This is a genomic window from Streptomyces sp. NPDC006544, from assembly GCF_040611715.1.
GTDB lineage: Bacteria > Actinomycetota > Actinomycetes > Streptomycetales > Streptomycetaceae > Streptomyces.
Window position 1 is genome coordinate 16,282 of sequence record NZ_JBEXOV010000087.1, and the last position, 14,520, is coordinate 30,801.

A 14,520-nucleotide genomic window follows, 5' to 3' on the forward strand; every position below is an offset into this window, starting at 1 on the left:
TCCCACCCTGTTGACCGCAACCCTGACTTTGCCTGGCTGCCGCGTTTGATACCGCGTTTCATACCGCGCGCTTCATTTACCCGGACGACGATATCCCCCGCGCGATACCTAGGATGGCGGGCATGAGCATCGTGAAGATCAACGCACTCACCGTCCCGGCCGAACAGCGAGAGGTCCTGGAGCAGCGGTTCGCCTCTCGGGCGGGGGCCGTGGAGGGCTCGGACGGGTTCGAATGGTTCGAGCTGCTGCGTCCCGTCGAGGGCACGGACCAGTACCTGGTGTACACGCGCTGGCGTTCCGAGGAGGACTTCCAGGCGTGGATGGAGGGCCCCATGAAGGCGGCCCACCAGGGTGGCGGCGCGGCGGGCGGGGCGGCGGGTGCGGCCGGCGGCGCGGGTGGCGCGGAGCGGCCGAAGCCCGCCGCGACGGGGTCCTCGGTGTGGTCGTTCGAGGTCGTACAGCAGGCGGCGCCCAAGCAGGCGTGACCGGGGAGGGGCCCGGAGCGCGTGCTCCGGGCCCCTCGGCGTGGGCCCCGCGTCCTGTCTGCCGGGCGCTGTTCGCCGGGCTGTCGGCTGCCGGCTCTTGCCGTCTCGCGTCAGCTCCAGAAGGCGTCGCTCTCGTCGATGTCCTCGGTGCAGACGTCGAGGTCGCTGATCTTCCCGGCGACGATGGTGAAGAAGATTCCCTCGTGGATCTCGATCCCACGGTCGCCGCGGTCCGCGCGCACTGTGTGGAAACTCATGACGTGGCCGCGACCGTCCGCGAGCAGTTTGTCCAGGTGAATCTTGAATGTTCCGTTCGTCTCCTCGCCGAATCGGCGGTAGAGGTCGAAGACGGCTTCCCTGCCCTTGTGGTGCCCGGATATGGGGCTGGTGCCGGGGACGTGCTGGATGACGTCGGCCGTCATCATCGTGCTCAGCTTGTCCATGTCGCCTTGGCTGAAGGCTTCGTAGCCTCGACGGACCAGGACACAGTCAGGATGCTCCGACATGACGGTTCACGCCCTTCACGTACGCGGTTGCCCTTTTGTCCTTTTTCCTATCATCGGCCCGAGCCTGTGGATATTCCAACGCGGGGCCGGTCCATGCCGCTGCACAATGACGTCACGACCAGCGGTTTCGGATGCGAGGGGCACAGGGGGACACACCGATGGACACGGGAACGAACGCCGGAATGAACGCGGGAATGAACACGGGTGCGGACACGGGTGCGGACACGGGTGCGGACACGGCGGGCGGGGACTGGCAGGTCGTCGTCGAGGCGTTCACGACCCCGGACGCCACGCTGATGCGACGCGCGTACTACGCGGAGGTCGCCGGGCGGTACTGGAAACGGTCCGTCACCGAGGCCGAGATCGACCAGGGGCTCCTGGACTTCCCGGACGACGAGCTGACGGCCCCGACCGGCCGGTTCGTGGTCGGCCGGCGGGGCGGACGGCCCCTCGCGTGCGGGGGCATACGCCTCCTGGACCCGGCCACCGCCGAGCTCACCCGGGTGTACGTGGACCCACGCGCCCGCGGCACGGGCGGCGGGGCGGCGCTGCTCGAGGTCCTGGAGGAGGCGGGCCGCGCGCTGGGCGCCGAGCGCGTACGGCTGGACACGCGGTCGGACCTGGTGGAAGCCCGCGCGTTGTACGCGCGGCACGGGTACGCGGAGATACCGGCGTACAACGCGGGGCCATATGCCGAGCACTGGTTCGAGAAGCCCCTGCGCTGACCGGCGGGCTGTCGGTCCAACAGGTGGGCCGGCCGGAGGTCCGGTCCGGTCCGGTCCGGTCCGGTCAGCGGGCGGGTGGCCCGCCCGGCGTGCGGACGGAGCCTGCACGGCGGTCGGCCATCAGGGCGCCGCGTGGTCCCGGCGCGCCAAGGTGTCGTAGGGCTCCTCGGCGTCGGAGCCGCACAGCTCCCTGTTGATCTCCTCGACCAGCTGGGACAGGTCCGTCGGGCGGTCCGGGCTCCACCAGTCGCCGAGCAGTTCCGCGAGCGACTCCTGCCGGGCGCCGGAAAGCTTGGCCGCGCTCACGCGCCCCTTGTCGGTCAGGACCAGTGACAGCCCGTCGCGGACGGCCAGCCCACGCTCCTCGATCTGGCGGCCCGCGTCCGTGACGGCCCTCAGCGGCACCATGGTCCGCTCCGCGAGTACGGCGGGGTCCGCGGAGCCGTACTTCTTGATCCGGAGCAGCAGCCAGCTGGAGGCGGGCAGCAGGTCGTAGCCCGCCTTCGCGGTGATCTTCTCGTAGACGTGTTTGCGGCCCTGGAGGGTGCCCAGCACCGTCAGGGCGCGGGCGACCTCCTCATGGGATGAGCGCTGGACGGGGTTGGAGGCGAGGGTCTCGGTGACATCGGGCGCCGTCACCGAGCCGCGCAGCTTGTCCTCCTTCAGGAACCAGGCCAGCACGAAGGCCACCAGCACGACGGGCACGGCGTAGAGGAAGACGTCGGTGATCGAGGTGGAGTAGGAGTCCAGCACCGTCGTCCGGAGATCGGCGGGAAGGGTGGCGATGGAACGGGGGTCCGCCTCCAGCTGTCCCGCGTCCACGCCGGGCGGCAGTGGGATCCCGGCCAGTGCGGCGATCAGTTTCTCGTCGAGCTGGTGGGTGAAGACCGTGCCGAAGATGGCCACGCCGAAGGAGGCGCCGATGGAACGGAAGAAGGTGGCACCCGACGTCGCGACGCCGAGGTCGGCGTAGCTGACGGAGTTCTGCACGACCAGGACGAGGACCTGCATGACCAGTCCGAGGCCGGCACCGAAGACGAAGAAGTAGACGCTCATCTCCCAGGTGGAGCTGGTCCGGTCCAGCTGGTGCAGGAGCAGCAGCCCGATCGCGGTCACGCCCGTGCCCGCGATGGGGAACACCTTCCAGCGCCCGGTGCGGCTGACGATCTGGCCGGAGCCGGTGGAGGTTATCAGCATGCCGAGCACCATCGGCAGCATGTGGACGCCCGACATGGTCGGCGAGACCCCCTGGACGACCTGGAGGAAGGTCGGCAGGTAGACCATCGCGCCGAACATCGCGAAGCCCACGACGAAGCTGATCAGCGAGCAGAGCGTGAAGGTGCGGATCCGGAACAGCTTGAGCGGGAGCACCGGCTCCAGGGCCCGCCGCTCCACGAGGACGAAGGCGATCAGCAGCACGAAGCCCAGTACGGCCAGCCCGATGATCTCGGGAGAGCTCCAGCCCCAGGTGCCGCCGAGTGAGGCCACGAGCACCAGGCACGTGGCGACCGAGGCGATGAGGAAGGTGCCGAGGTAGTCGATGGTGTGCTTCTCGGAGCGCACGGGGATGCGCAGGCTGGCGGCGATGACGACGAGTGCGACGAGACCGATGGGGAGGTTGATGTAGAAGACCCAGCGCCACGACAGGTGGTCCACGAACAGCCCGCCCAGCAGGGGTCCGAGCACGCTGGTCGCTCCGAAGACGGCGCCGAAGAGACCCTGGTACCTGCCCCGTTCGCGCGGCGGCACGATGTCCCCGACGATCGCCATCGACAGCACGATCAGTCCGCCGCCGCCCAGGCCCTGCAGCGCGCGGAAGCCGATGAGCTGCGGCATGTCCTGGGCGAGCCCGCACAGGGCGGATCCGATCAGGAACAGCACGATGGCGTACTGGAAGAGCTTCTTGCGCCCGTACTGGTCACCGAGCTTGCCCCACAACGGCGTCGCGGCCGTCGAGGCGAGCATGTAGGCGGTGACGACCCACGACAGGTGCGCCATACCGCCGAGATCGCTGACGATCGTCGGCAGCGCCGTCGACACGATCGTCTGGTCGAGCGCGGCGATCAGCAGCCCCAGCAGCAGCGCGCCGATCGAAACGAGCACCTCGCGCGAGGTGTGCTCGGCACCCGGGCCGGACTTCTTCGGGCCGGGCTCCGTGGTCACGTCCTGAACCATCGGCTCCTCCTCGGGCCAGATCGACTCCTCCATCCTGAGCGGTGTGTCCTGTTATGGCCTCTCGGGCAGGTTGGGGGCGGGCCCGCGGGTCTGCATAATCGCAGGCAGTGGCCAGGGGAGAGGTACCAGTGAACGCTGAACACTGTCCGAATTGCGACGCCGTCGGCGACGCCTGCCGATGCGATTCCTTGCGCGTGCGCCCGTACGTCTCGCTGCCCGACCCGGGCCAGGCGGCCGACGGGCCGACGCGGGCCCACACCCCGGCCTACGGGACGCCTGCGCTGCCCTGGCCCGTACCCACGACCCCGCCCGCAGCCGGAGAAACGATGCGGCTGCGGGCCGTCCCGGCCGCGGCGCCCCCGCGCCGTCGCAGCCGCACGCTCCTGGTGGCCGCTTCCGCGGTGATCGCCTCCGGCGCGGTCGCACTGGCCCTGACGGCCTTCTCGGGCTCCGACGACCCCGAGGTGACCTCGCTCGACGGCAAGCCCTCCGACCCGGTCATCAGCTTGACCCAGGCGGCTCCGTCGCAGTCCTCGGCGAGCGCCCCGCCGAGTCCCTCCCCCTCCCGCTCCGCGAGCCCCTCCCGTTCCCCTTCTCCGTCCGCGACCCCTTCCGCCACTCCGAGCCGCTCGTCGGCGCCCGCGGCCGCCCCCTCCCCCACCCCCAGCCGTCCTTCCAGCCCCCCGCCGGCGCCGCAGGCCCCGGTCCTGCGCTACGGGGACTCAGGCCCCGAGGTGGAGAACCTCCAGCGCCGGCTCGCGGCGCAGGGCGTGTACTCGGGGAAGTTCGACGGAAAGTACGGCTCGCGCACGGAGAACGCGGTGTCCACGTTCCAGTGGCAGAACGAGATCGAGGGAGACGAGTGGGGCGTCTACGGTCCGGAGACCCGCCGCGTCCTGGAGGGCTAGGGCCCGGAGGGCGCGAGGCATAGAACACACTCCCGCCGGTGGCGCGGACCCCTCTCGGTTTTGTATGGTTCAGGAACAAAGTGGTTCCGTCCTCTATCCCTGACCGGTGGACGGAACCACTTGTTCTCTTTTCCCGCCCCGTCTGGAGCCCTACCGATGCCGGCCAGCACCACCGCCCCCGCCGTTCTGACCGCCAAGGCCCTCCTCCTGGACATGGACGGCACCCTCGTCAATTCCGACGCGGTGGTCGAGCGCTGCTGGAGCGACTGGGCCGTCACCCACGGCCTGGACCCGCGCGAGGCCCTCAAGGTGGTCCACGGCCGCCAGGGCTACGCCACCATGGCGATCCTCCTGCCGGACCGCCCGATGGCGGAGAACCTCGCCGAGAACGCGGTGATGCTCGCCCGCGAGACCGCCGACACCGACGGCGTGGTCCCGGTCGGCGGCGCTCCCGCGTTCATGGCCTCCCTCGCCGGCCTCCCGCACGCCCTGGTCACCTCCGCCGACGCGGCCCTGGCCTCGGCCCGGATGACCGCCGCGGCGCTGCCGATGCCCGAGGTCCGGGTCACCGCCGAGTCCGTGCGGGCCAGCAAGCCCCACCCCGAGGGCTTCCTGAAGGGCGCCGCCGCCCTCGGCGTCGACCCGGCCGACTGCGTCGTCTGCGAGGATTCGGCCGCCGGAATCGCCGCCGGTCAGGCCGCGGGCATGCGTGTGATCGGCGTCGGCCCCCGCGCCGCCGCCCACGCCCCGACCGCCCACGTGCTCGACCTCACGGAGATCGACGTCACCGCCTCCCCCGACGGCTCCATCACCCTCACGCTCCGGCCGGCATCCGTCTGACCCGGCTCCGGCTCCGGCCCGGGTCCGGGACGACGCCCGGGCCCAAGACCGGGCGCAGGCCGGGTCCGGGACGACGCCCGGGCGCAGGCCGGGTCCGGCCCCGAGCGACCGCGCCGGCTCAGGCCCGCGCCCCGCGCCCTGCGGGCCCGACCCGGCCCGGGCGGCGCGGACCAGGCGGTCAAGGCCCCTCGGGCGATACGGCCCCGCAGCCGGTACGGCCCGGCAATCGGTGAGGGCCGCCAGTCGGTCGGCCCCGCAGCCGGTACGACCCCTCAGGCGGTGCCGGCCCTCAGGCGACGCAGAACTCGTTGCCCTCGGGGTCCTGCAGCACGACGGCGTAGAAGCCCTCCGGCTCGTCCAGGACCCGCGACACGGTGGCGCCCGCGGCCGTCAGGAGACCCACCTTCTCGTCGATCCGCCGGGTCCGGACCTCCAGCGGGACGTCGCGGCCGCCACCGACCTTCAGATCGAGGTGCACCCGGTTCTTCCCGGCCTTCGCCTCCGGGACCTGCTGGAACCACACCCGTGGCCACCGGCCCTGCGGGTCGACGATCGACTCGGGGCTCTCGCCCGCGCCTTCGGGCAGTTCCTCCTCGGGCACCCCCATGTCCTGCCAGTACGCCCGCCAGGTGGGCTGCCCGCCGGGCGGCAGCTCCGGCTCGTAGCCCAGCGCTCCGCTCCAGAAGGCCACCATCAGCCGCGGGTCCGCACAGTCGATGGTCAGTTGCATCGTCAGCTCCATGCCCACAGCGTTCCAGACCCCACTGACATCGGGTGGCGGGCCGGCCCACGGCCGCCCCGCCCCCTCGCCGTCAGCCGATGGCCTCGTAGAACGAGAACACCCCCAGCGCCGCCATCACGGCGGCCGCGATCTTGGTGACCAGGCCTAGCGGCACGTACTTCATCAGCGTCCGCCCGCCCAGGATCCCGATCCCCGCCACGGCCCACAGGCCCAATACCGCGCCGACGCCGACCGAGAGGGGATCGTCGTAGCGCGCGGCGAGGTTCGCGGTCATGATCTGCGTCAGGTCACCGAACTCGGCGACCAGGATCAGCATGAAACCGGCCCCCGAGACCTTCCAGAAGGACTGGTCCGCGGGCGGCTCGACCTCTTCCTCCCCCTCGCTCTTCTTCAGGAGCAGCATCGCCGCCCCCGCGAGGAACAGGACGCCCACGACGGCCTGCACCAGCCGGTGCGGCAGCAGCGTGAGCACGCTGGCGGCGGCGATGGCGAGGGCCACGTGCACGGCGAAGGCGGCGGCCACGCCGACGAAGACGTACGAGGCGCGGTAGCGGGTGCCGAGCATCAGGCTGGCCAGGGCCGTCTTGTCGGGGAGTTCGGCAAGGAAGATGACGCCGAAGGCGATCGCCATCACGGTGAAGCTGAACACGGAGCGGAACCTCTATCGGTCGGGCAGGACGCCGTCGGTACCGAGAGACCAGGTCCGGATGGGGATCAGGGGTCGCTTCGGCTCGGCGGCGCCCTGGGATGCGTACGCGAACATACGCGCAGGACACTGCGGCCGAAGGTCTCGCTGGCCGACCCCGCGCACACGTGCCCGCGGTCTGCCTCCGGGCGCCGGCTGGTGTGACCCAGCAGTATGTCGACGCTCCGGCAAAGAGCTACTCCCCTTCTGCTCGTCCAGGGTAAGCGACGTCGCCGCTGCGCCGAAAGGGGACTTTGCGACCCAGGTGACGCCAAACCGGCCCGCGCGACCCGCGCGCCGCATCCGGACTCTCAACTTCCGCTGATTCCGGTTGCGTTACGGATCTCGCCATGACATGCCCATGTCGTCACACTGTCACCTGACGCCCACCCTCGCGAAACCCGGCGCGGCCACCATGGCGATGCCCCACGGCGTTCCCGCCCCTGCCCGACCCCACCCAGGAGCCCCTCATGCTCTTCACGCCCTCCGTCTACGCGCGTCGACTTGGCATGCTCGCCTCAGCAGTCGCGGCCGCCTCCCTCACGACGCTCCTCGCCGCCCCCACCGCCTCCGCCGCCCCTCCCACCCCCATCAGCGCCGCGGCCGCCCGCTCCTACCTCGCCACGGTCACCCCCAAGACCGAGGGCACCACCACCGGCTACAGCCGCGACCTCTTCCCCCACTGGAGCACCGTCTCCGGGACCTGCAACACCCGCGAGACCGTCCTCAAGCGCGACGGCTCGGGCGTCGTCGTGGACTCCGCCTGCGCCGCCGTGAGCGGCAGTTGGTACTCCGAGTACGACGGCGCCACCTGGACCGCCGCGGCCGACCTCGACATCGACCACGTCGTCCCGCTCGCCGAAGCCTGGCGCTCCGGGGCCAATTCCTGGACCACCGCGAAGCGTCAGCAGTTCGCCAACGACCTCACCCGCCCGCAGCTCATAGCGGTCACGGACAACGTCAACCAGGCCAAGGGCGACCTCGACCCCGGCAAGTGGCTGCCCTCGCGCACGGCCTACCGCTGTACGTACGCGCGGATGTGGGTCAACGTGAAGCAGTACTGGGCCCTGAGCATGGACTCGACGGAGAAGACGGCCCTGGTCAACATCCTCAACGGCTGCTGACACCGGGGCGCCCGCCGGGGACCGGGGGACCCCTGCCGATGCCCACCGCGGCGGCGGACACCTGGCAGACGCCCGGCGGAGCGTTTGCCGGGGTGCCCGGACGACGCCCGCTCCCCCTCCACCCCTGGCCAAAGATCTTTCCCCCGCCAGGGGGAGGTGGAGCGCCCCCTCCTCGTCGTACCGTGATCGCAGGGCCGGAGGTCACGGCCCGGGGCCGGTGATCACCGGCCAGCGCACAACGCAGGAGGGGGAGTTGCATGGCCACGATGCGTCTGGGACCACTGCTGCGCTACGTCGACTGGGACAGGGGTGACTGCGCCACGGTCTGGGTCGAGACGGACCGCCCCTGCACCGCCGAGGTGCGCTGCGCCGACGGCTCCGGCGGCAGCGTCCAGACCTTCCAGGTCGCCGGCCACCACTACGCCCTGATCCCCGTCACCGGACTGACCCCCGCCTCCACCACGGCGTACGAGGTACTCCTCGACGACGTCCGCGTATGGCCCCTCGCCGGCAGCCCCTTCCCGGCGAGCACCATCACCACGCCCTCCACCGCCCGGTCCGGACCCGCCCCTCCCCTCCGCGTCACCTTCGGCTCCTGCCGACAGGCCGCCCCGCCCGCCGACCGGCGCGGACCGCACGGCCCGGACGCCCTCGACACGCTCGCCGCCCGGCTGGCCGCCGGCGAGGATGCGCACGAGCGGCCCGACGTCCTTCTCCTCCTCGGAGACCAGGTGTACGCGGACCAGTTGTCGCGGCCCACCCGCCAGTGGCTCGCGGCCCGCCGGGACCTGCGCGAGGCCCCCGGCGCCCAGGTCGCCGATTTCGAGGAGTACACCCGCCTCTACTACGAGTCCTGGCTCGACCCGGAGATCCGCTGGCTCCTCTCCACCGTCCCCAGCCTGCACATATTCGACGACCACGACGTCATCGACGACTGGAACACCAGCGCCGCGTGGCTGGCGGAGATGCGCGCCACCCCGTGGTGGCGGGAGCGGGTGCTCAGCGGGCTGATGTCGTACTGGGTGTACCAGCACCTCGGCAACCTCTCCCCCGCCGAGCTCGCGGCCGACCCGCTGTACGAAGCGGTCCGCGACACCCCCGACGGCACCGACGCGCTCCGTGCGTTCGCCGCCTCGGCGGACGCCGACCCGGCGACCGTCCGCTGGAGCTACCGCCGCGACTTCGGCCGGTCCCGCCTGCTGATGGTGGACACCCGGGCCGCCCGGGTGCTCGCCGAGGACGGCCGGGCGATGCTCGACCCGGCGGAACAGCAGTGGCTCCGCGACAACGCCCTGGCCGGACACGGCGGTTACGACCACCTCCTCATCGGGTCGTCGCTGCCCTGGCTGATGCCTCCGCTCGTCCACGACGCGGAAGTGTGGAACGCCGCCCTGTGCCGCGGGGAGCGCGGCCCCCGGTGGGCCAGGATCGGTGAGGACCTGCGGCGGCGCAGCGACTTGGAGCACTGGGCGGCGTTCCCGGCCTCGTTCGCGGCGCTCAGCGACCTGATAGAGGAAGTGGGCACGGGTCCGCGGGCGCCGGCGACGGTGTGCGTACTGTCGGGCGACGTGCACCACGCGTACGTGGCCGAGCCCCGAATACCCAGTACCGCGCGGGTGTTCCAGCTGACGTGCTCGCCGGTGCACAACTCCATCCACACGGCGGTGAAATGGGGCTTCCGGCTGGGCTGGTCCCGGCTTGGCCGGTGGCTGGGCCGCGGCTTCTCCCGGCACGGCCGGACGGGCCGGCCCCCGCTGAGCTGGCGGCGTACGGACGGGCCGTGGTTCGGCAACCAGCTCATGACGCTGGCCCTGTCGGGCCGCTCCGCGCGGCTCCGCCTCGACCAGGCCCGCAAGGGCCCCCGTCTGGTGACGGTCCTCGACCGGGACCTCACGGCACCGCAGTAGGGGCGCGGGGGTCGGGGCGGGGCGGGCAAGGCGGCCGGACCGGCGCCGGGCGTCACGGGACCCACCGCGCACCCGTTCACCCCCCGAGCGTTCGGTCCGCGGACGCCCGGCGTACGCTGTTCCGCTGTCAGCCGCCCCTGCCGCTCCCCCGCGAACGAAGCGGCGCTTCACGCCGAAGCACGTCAACTGGACCGGGGAGTCCCGTTTTGCTTGAGACGCTGGGCTCTCTCACGTCGAGCCCATGGATCTACGCCCTCGTGGCGCTGTCCATCCTGCTCGACGTCTTCCTGCCGGTGCTGCCCAGCGGGATCCTGGTGATCACCGCGGCGGCGGCCGCGGCGGCCGCCGGAGCGGCCGGCCCGGTGGCCGTGCACGACCAGGTGCCGGACATCCTGGCGCTGCTGGTGACGGCCGTCACCGCCTCGGTGCTCGGCGACATGGCCGCGTACCGGCTGGCCCGGCGCGGCGGTGCCCGGCTCGACCGGGCCATCGCCCGTTCCCGCCGGCTGACCCGCGCGCACGAACGCCTCGGCACCGCCCTCGCGCGCGGCGGCGGAGCCCTGGTGGTGGTCGCCCGCTTCGCCCCGGCCGGCCGCTCGGTGGTCTCCCTCGGCGCGGGGAAGACGCACCGCAAGGTCAAGGAGTTCCTGCCCTGGTCGGTCCTGGCGGCCATCGCCTGGGCCGGGTACAGCGTGGCCCTCGGCTACTTCGGCACCCAGTGGCTCGGCACCACCTGGCTCGGTACGGCCGTCTCCCTGATCGCCCTCTTCGCGGCAGGGGCCCTTGCCGCCTACGTCGTCCGCCGCCCCACCGACGCGACCCCGGCCCCAGCCGCCTGACCCGTCCCCTCCACCGACCGGCGGACCCGGGCCCGCCCGACCGACTCGGGCCGGCCTGCCCGACCGGACGCTTCCGGCCCGTGGGGCTGTCCGGCCTCCCCCGGGCGGAGCAGTGGCTCACCCGTTCACCCGGCAGGGATCGCCGCGTCGGCGCCGGGCTCCTAGCGTCCAAGACACGGTGCGCATCCGAAGCCGCGCCGCGACGCACCGTCACGGAGCCCGAGGAGCCCTCTCCATGCCCACCACACCCCGCCATCCCCGCTCACACCGCGCCCTCCCCCGCGTACTCGCCGTCGCCGCCACGGCGATCGCGCTCTCGGCCGCCGTTCCCGCGACCGTGGCCCACGCCGGTCCCTCCGGCAACGTCTCCCCGACCAACGTCGCCCCCGGCGGCCGGGTCAGCCTCAACATCACCGGCTGCGGCACCAAGACGGGCAAGGCCTCGTCGCGCGCCTTCGGCGACGTATGGCTGACCCCGGGCAACGCCGAGGCCACGAACCTCTTCGGCGCCGCCACCACCTTCGGCAACGTCAGCGCCGGTTCCCACCCCGTCACCTTCGAGTGCGGCGGCCCGGGCGGCGAACGCGTCACCGTCGCGCTGAACATCACCCCGGGCGCCGCCCGCGGCGGGCTCGGCGGCAGTGTCGACGCCATGAGCCCCGGCCAGATCGCCGCCGGCGGCGCGCTCGTCGCGACCGCCCTCGGCGCCGGCGCCTGGTTCATGCGCCGCCGCACGGGACGCGCCTCCTAGTGCCGCGTCAGGCAACGTTTGCCCGTTGAGGAGCGGCGTCCGGTGCGTGCTCTCGGCGTGCCGGACGGAAGCCTTCGTACGGGACGTACTCAGGCTTCCGGCCGGTGCGGCGAGAGTGCGTGCCGGGCGTCGCGACGGGGTGAACGTTGCCTGACGCGGCACTAGACAGTGTCTGATGGCTCTTGCCTGGCATGGTGGATCTACCGCTGTTCTGGGCAGGAAGCCGTCATGGTGCGTCGGCATGAACTGACGAATGCTCAGTGGGATCGGATAGCTCCGCTGCTGCCGGAGACCGGAAACCCGGGTGGGCGGTGGGCCGATCACCGCACCGTGGTCAACGGTGTGTTCTACCGGACTCGGACCGGGATTCCCTGGCGTGACCTGCCCGAACGCTACGGAATCTGGCAGACCGTCTACGAACGCCACCGCCGCTGGTCGGCCGACGGCACCTGGTCGAAAGTCCTGCGCGCCTTACAGACCGGAGCCGACGCCACCGCACCGGATGCCGACGGTGAGTGGGCTGTGAACGTCGACTCCACGACCTGCCGGGCCCACCAGCACGCGGCTGGAGCCCGGCACGCGCCCCCGGCCGACCACCCCGAAAAAGGGGTGGTACCCGTGTGGACGGAGATGGCCGCGAGGCCCTGGGACGCTCCCGGGGCGGACTGACCAGCAAGATCCACCTGCTGGCCGACGACCGATGCCGGCCCCTGGTCTGGCTGACCTCGCCCGGCCAGCGCGGGGACAGCCCGATGTTCATCCCGCTCATGCAGGCCCTGAACGTGGCCCGCACCGGGCCCGGGCGTCCCCGCACCCGGCCGGACCGAGCCCGCGGCGACAAGGCGTACTCCAGCCGCGCCAACCGCACCTACCTGCGCAAACGCGGGATCAAAGCAACGATCGCCCAGCCCGACGACCAACGCGCCAACCGCCGACGGCGCGGCCGGGCCGGCGGCCGCCCGCCCGCCTTCGACCGCGAGCAGTACCGCCAGCGCAACACAGTCGAACGCACCATCGGCAAACTGAAACAACACCGGGCCGTCGCGACTCGCTACGACAAACGCGACTACATCTTCAACGGCACCCTGGCCACCGCAGCCATCGTCATCTGGCTCCGCGACCTCATCAAAGAGCCATCAGACACTGCCTAGCCGTCCGAGGGTCACTCGGAGAAGAAAGCCCACACCGCAGGGGCGCCCGAGAAGCGTCCAGAACCCGCACGAGCGCCGGCCCGGCGAAACCCGGGCCTGTCGCACCGTCGGCAGCGACGGCGGGAGCGGCGAAGGTCCCGCGCCACTCGGGACGTTCCCCACTCCCGCCCGGAGCCCCTCCTCACAAGGTCCCCGGACCGCACCCCACAGGAGCCCGCCACGGACCAGCGCCCGCACCCCGCGACCGCCGCCGTCGACGCCTCGGCGCACGGCAACCGGGCACGGAAAACGGGCCTTCCCATGCCCGTCGGCCGGGTTGCGCTCCGCTTCGCATCGAGCCACCGGCCGCTACGGGAAACCGGTCGCCTCGGTCCTGTCCGGCGCGTTGGCGAAATCCACAGTCCCGGCGGAGGAGGAAGCCTCGCCGTGTCCGGTGGCGGCCGTACGGACCCCCGAGCCACCCGCGCGCCGTGCGGGACCCTCACCCGCGACCTCGACGGCGCGGCACCCACGTCACCTTCCGCGAGGCGGCCCGGCACGGCGCCTGCCCCTCCGGACCGTGACCCCGGCCGACTGCTCCACCCCGGCCTGCCCGGTCGCGGCGGTCCTCCCGCAGGAGGACGCCGTTCCCACGGCGGCCTGACGCAGCCAGATCCTGAGCCGGGGCGTGCGCCGGCGCTCGAGGCGGCTATCCGGAGACTGCCGCGCCCCTGACCTGGAGCCCGCCCAGCAAGTCGCGCGTGGCCTCGGCGATCGCGTCCACGGCGGCCGCGAACACCTCCTCGTTGTGCGCGGCGGGCGCCCTGAACCCGGACACCTTGCGCACGTACTGCAGGGCGGCGGCCCGGATCTCCTCCTCGGTCGCCTTCTCCGGAATGGCGGGCGGACGCAGCGTCTTAATGGATCGGCACATGCCTCCACTATCCCGCTCCACCCGCCTCCCAGACCCGTCGCCGGCCCCCCTTGGTAGGTTCCGACGAGAAGAGGCGGGTCAGGGGCGGCCGCGGGCCGCCCACCCGCTCACTTCTTCTTCCGGAGCTTCCGCATCGTCGCCTCGGCTTCCTTCTTCTTCCGTTGCGCCACTCCGTAGCCCGACCACCCTCCCTGGTGCAACTGACACCGGGAACTGTTCGTGATCGCGGGCTTGGTACACGGCCGCCCCCTGAGCGTCTGTGCCCCACACCTGGGCTGAGTCATCTGGCCCCACCTGTTTCCGGCTCCGATCGGACCGGGCGAGGTGATGGTCTCGCCGAGGACGCCCCGGCGACACACTGAGTCGGCGGTGTTCGCCTCGACCACGGCTTCTCCGTCCGGGCCCCGCACAGCGATCCGCGCGTCCACATCCCGCGTGAAGACGTTCGCGACGCCATCGAACGCTGGACCGGCCACTCCGAACCCGGCGTGTCCCCCGACCGTCCCCGTTGCAGTCGATCGCGGATGTCAGATGGCGTCGATGTGGCGCAGAAAAGCCCCCAACCATGATTGGTTGGGGGCTTCGTACGGTGGGCGCGGACGGTTTCGAACCGCCGACATCTGCTGTGTAAGCTCCCCCGGCACCCGACCCTGATCGGTCAAGCCCAAAACCCACTAGGCCGTGTTTTAGGTAGCGCGGGCGGCCAGCCACTTGGTGAGGTCGCCCGCGATGCGGTCGTTGTTGGTCTCGACGGTCACGTCGTGTTCGC

15 protein-coding genes are annotated in these 14,520 nt (G+C 71.9%); 9 read left to right on the forward strand and 6 right to left on the reverse strand.

Annotation, left to right across the window (positions count from 1 at the left end):
* Nucleotides 1-122 precede the first annotated feature (122 nt).
* Nucleotides 123-485 carry an antibiotic biosynthesis monooxygenase gene (locus ABZY44_RS29775; RefSeq protein WP_356659174.1) on the forward strand — a complete coding sequence of 121 codons (363 nt, stop codon included), beginning with the start codon at nucleotides 123-125 and terminating at the stop codon, nucleotides 483-485.
* Nucleotides 486-595: 110 nt separating this feature from the next.
* Here ABZY44_RS29775 and ABZY44_RS29780 read toward each other — a convergent pair whose 3' ends face one another.
* On the reverse strand, nucleotides 596-991 hold the full coding sequence (locus ABZY44_RS29780; RefSeq protein WP_356659176.1) for a nuclear transport factor 2 family protein: 396 nt from the start codon (nucleotides 989-991) through the stop codon (nucleotides 596-598).
* A 296-nt stretch (nucleotides 992-1,287) separates the two neighbouring features.
* Here ABZY44_RS29780 and ABZY44_RS29785 point away from each other — a divergent pair, with 296 nt between their 5' ends.
* The gene (locus ABZY44_RS29785) at nucleotides 1,288-1,716 is read left to right on the forward strand and encodes a GNAT family N-acetyltransferase (RefSeq protein WP_356659198.1); all 429 of its coding nucleotides are present in this window, start codon (nucleotides 1,288-1,290) and stop codon (nucleotides 1,714-1,716) included.
* A 120-nt stretch (nucleotides 1,717-1,836) separates the two neighbouring features.
* On the opposite strand, the gene ABZY44_RS29790 is transcribed toward ABZY44_RS29785, so the two are convergent.
* A complete protein-coding gene (locus ABZY44_RS29790; protein ID WP_356659200.1) occupies nucleotides 1,837-3,891 on the reverse strand; it encodes an MFS transporter in 2,055 nt (684 codons plus the stop codon).
* Between the two features lie 194 nt (nucleotides 3,892-4,085).
* Between ABZY44_RS29790 and ABZY44_RS29795 the strand changes: the two genes are divergently transcribed.
* Both ABZY44_RS29795 and ABZY44_RS29800 read left to right on the forward strand, forming a co-directional pair.
* Nucleotides 4,086-4,799 carry a peptidoglycan-binding protein gene (locus tag ABZY44_RS29795; RefSeq protein ID WP_356659178.1) on the forward strand — a complete coding sequence of 238 codons (714 nt, stop codon included), beginning with the start codon at nucleotides 4,086-4,088 and terminating at the stop codon, nucleotides 4,797-4,799.
* Nucleotides 4,800-4,955: 156 nt separating this feature from the next.
* Nucleotides 4,956-5,639, forward strand: coding sequence for an HAD-IA family hydrolase (locus tag ABZY44_RS29800; protein ID WP_356659180.1), 684 nt, complete (start codon nucleotides 4,956-4,958; stop codon nucleotides 5,637-5,639).
* 289 nt (nucleotides 5,640-5,928) lie between these two features.
* Here the strand turns inward: ABZY44_RS29800 and ABZY44_RS29805 are convergent, their stop codons facing one another.
* Complete coding sequence (locus tag ABZY44_RS29805) at nucleotides 5,929-6,381, reverse strand: VOC family protein (RefSeq protein WP_356659182.1); 453 nt, start codon at nucleotides 6,379-6,381, stop codon at nucleotides 5,929-5,931.
* Nucleotides 6,382-6,451: 70 nt separating this feature from the next.
* Nucleotides 6,452-7,030 carry a TMEM165/GDT1 family protein gene (locus tag ABZY44_RS29810; RefSeq protein ID WP_356659184.1) on the reverse strand — a complete coding sequence of 193 codons (579 nt, stop codon included), beginning with the start codon at nucleotides 7,028-7,030 and terminating at the stop codon, nucleotides 6,452-6,454.
* A gap of 506 nt (nucleotides 7,031-7,536) precedes the next feature.
* Here ABZY44_RS29810 and ABZY44_RS29815 point away from each other — a divergent pair.
* From ABZY44_RS29815 to ABZY44_RS29835, 5 genes are all read left to right on the forward strand, one after another.
* Complete coding sequence (locus ABZY44_RS29815; RefSeq protein WP_356659186.1) at nucleotides 7,537-8,190, forward strand: HNH endonuclease family protein; 654 nt, start codon at nucleotides 7,537-7,539, stop codon at nucleotides 8,188-8,190.
* A 257-nt stretch (nucleotides 8,191-8,447) separates the two neighbouring features.
* Entirely contained in the window at nucleotides 8,448-10,097 is a 1,650-nt protein-coding gene (locus ABZY44_RS29820) for an alkaline phosphatase D family protein (protein WP_356659188.1), read from the forward strand.
* A gap of 206 nt (nucleotides 10,098-10,303) precedes the next feature.
* On the forward strand, nucleotides 10,304-10,936 hold the full coding sequence (locus ABZY44_RS29825; RefSeq protein WP_356659190.1) for a VTT domain-containing protein: 633 nt from the start codon (nucleotides 10,304-10,306) through the stop codon (nucleotides 10,934-10,936).
* A gap of 235 nt (nucleotides 10,937-11,171) precedes the next feature.
* Complete coding sequence (locus ABZY44_RS29830) at nucleotides 11,172-11,687, forward strand: hypothetical protein (RefSeq protein WP_356659192.1); 516 nt, start codon at nucleotides 11,172-11,174, stop codon at nucleotides 11,685-11,687.
* Nucleotides 11,688-11,918: 231 nt separating this feature from the next.
* Nucleotides 11,919-12,838 (forward strand): IS5 family transposase gene (locus ABZY44_RS29835; RefSeq protein WP_356659202.1). Its coding sequence is split into 2 segments (ribosomal slippage): nucleotides 11,919-12,275 and nucleotides 12,278-12,838, totalling 918 coding nucleotides; the frame shifts between segments, so codons are not numbered across the junction.
* A gap of 688 nt (nucleotides 12,839-13,526) precedes the next feature.
* Here ABZY44_RS29835 and ABZY44_RS29840 read toward each other — a convergent pair.
* Both ABZY44_RS29840 and ABZY44_RS29845 read right to left on the reverse strand, forming a co-directional pair.
* Nucleotides 13,527-13,751 (reverse strand): DUF2277 domain-containing protein, encoded by a 225-nt coding sequence (locus ABZY44_RS29840; protein ID WP_356659194.1) that lies wholly within the window; start codon nucleotides 13,749-13,751, stop codon nucleotides 13,527-13,529.
* Between the two features lie 107 nt (nucleotides 13,752-13,858).
* Complete coding sequence (locus ABZY44_RS29845) at nucleotides 13,859-14,035, reverse strand: HGGxSTG domain-containing protein (protein WP_356659204.1); 177 nt, start codon at nucleotides 14,033-14,035, stop codon at nucleotides 13,859-13,861.
* Between the last annotated feature and the right edge of the window lie 485 nt (nucleotides 14,036-14,520).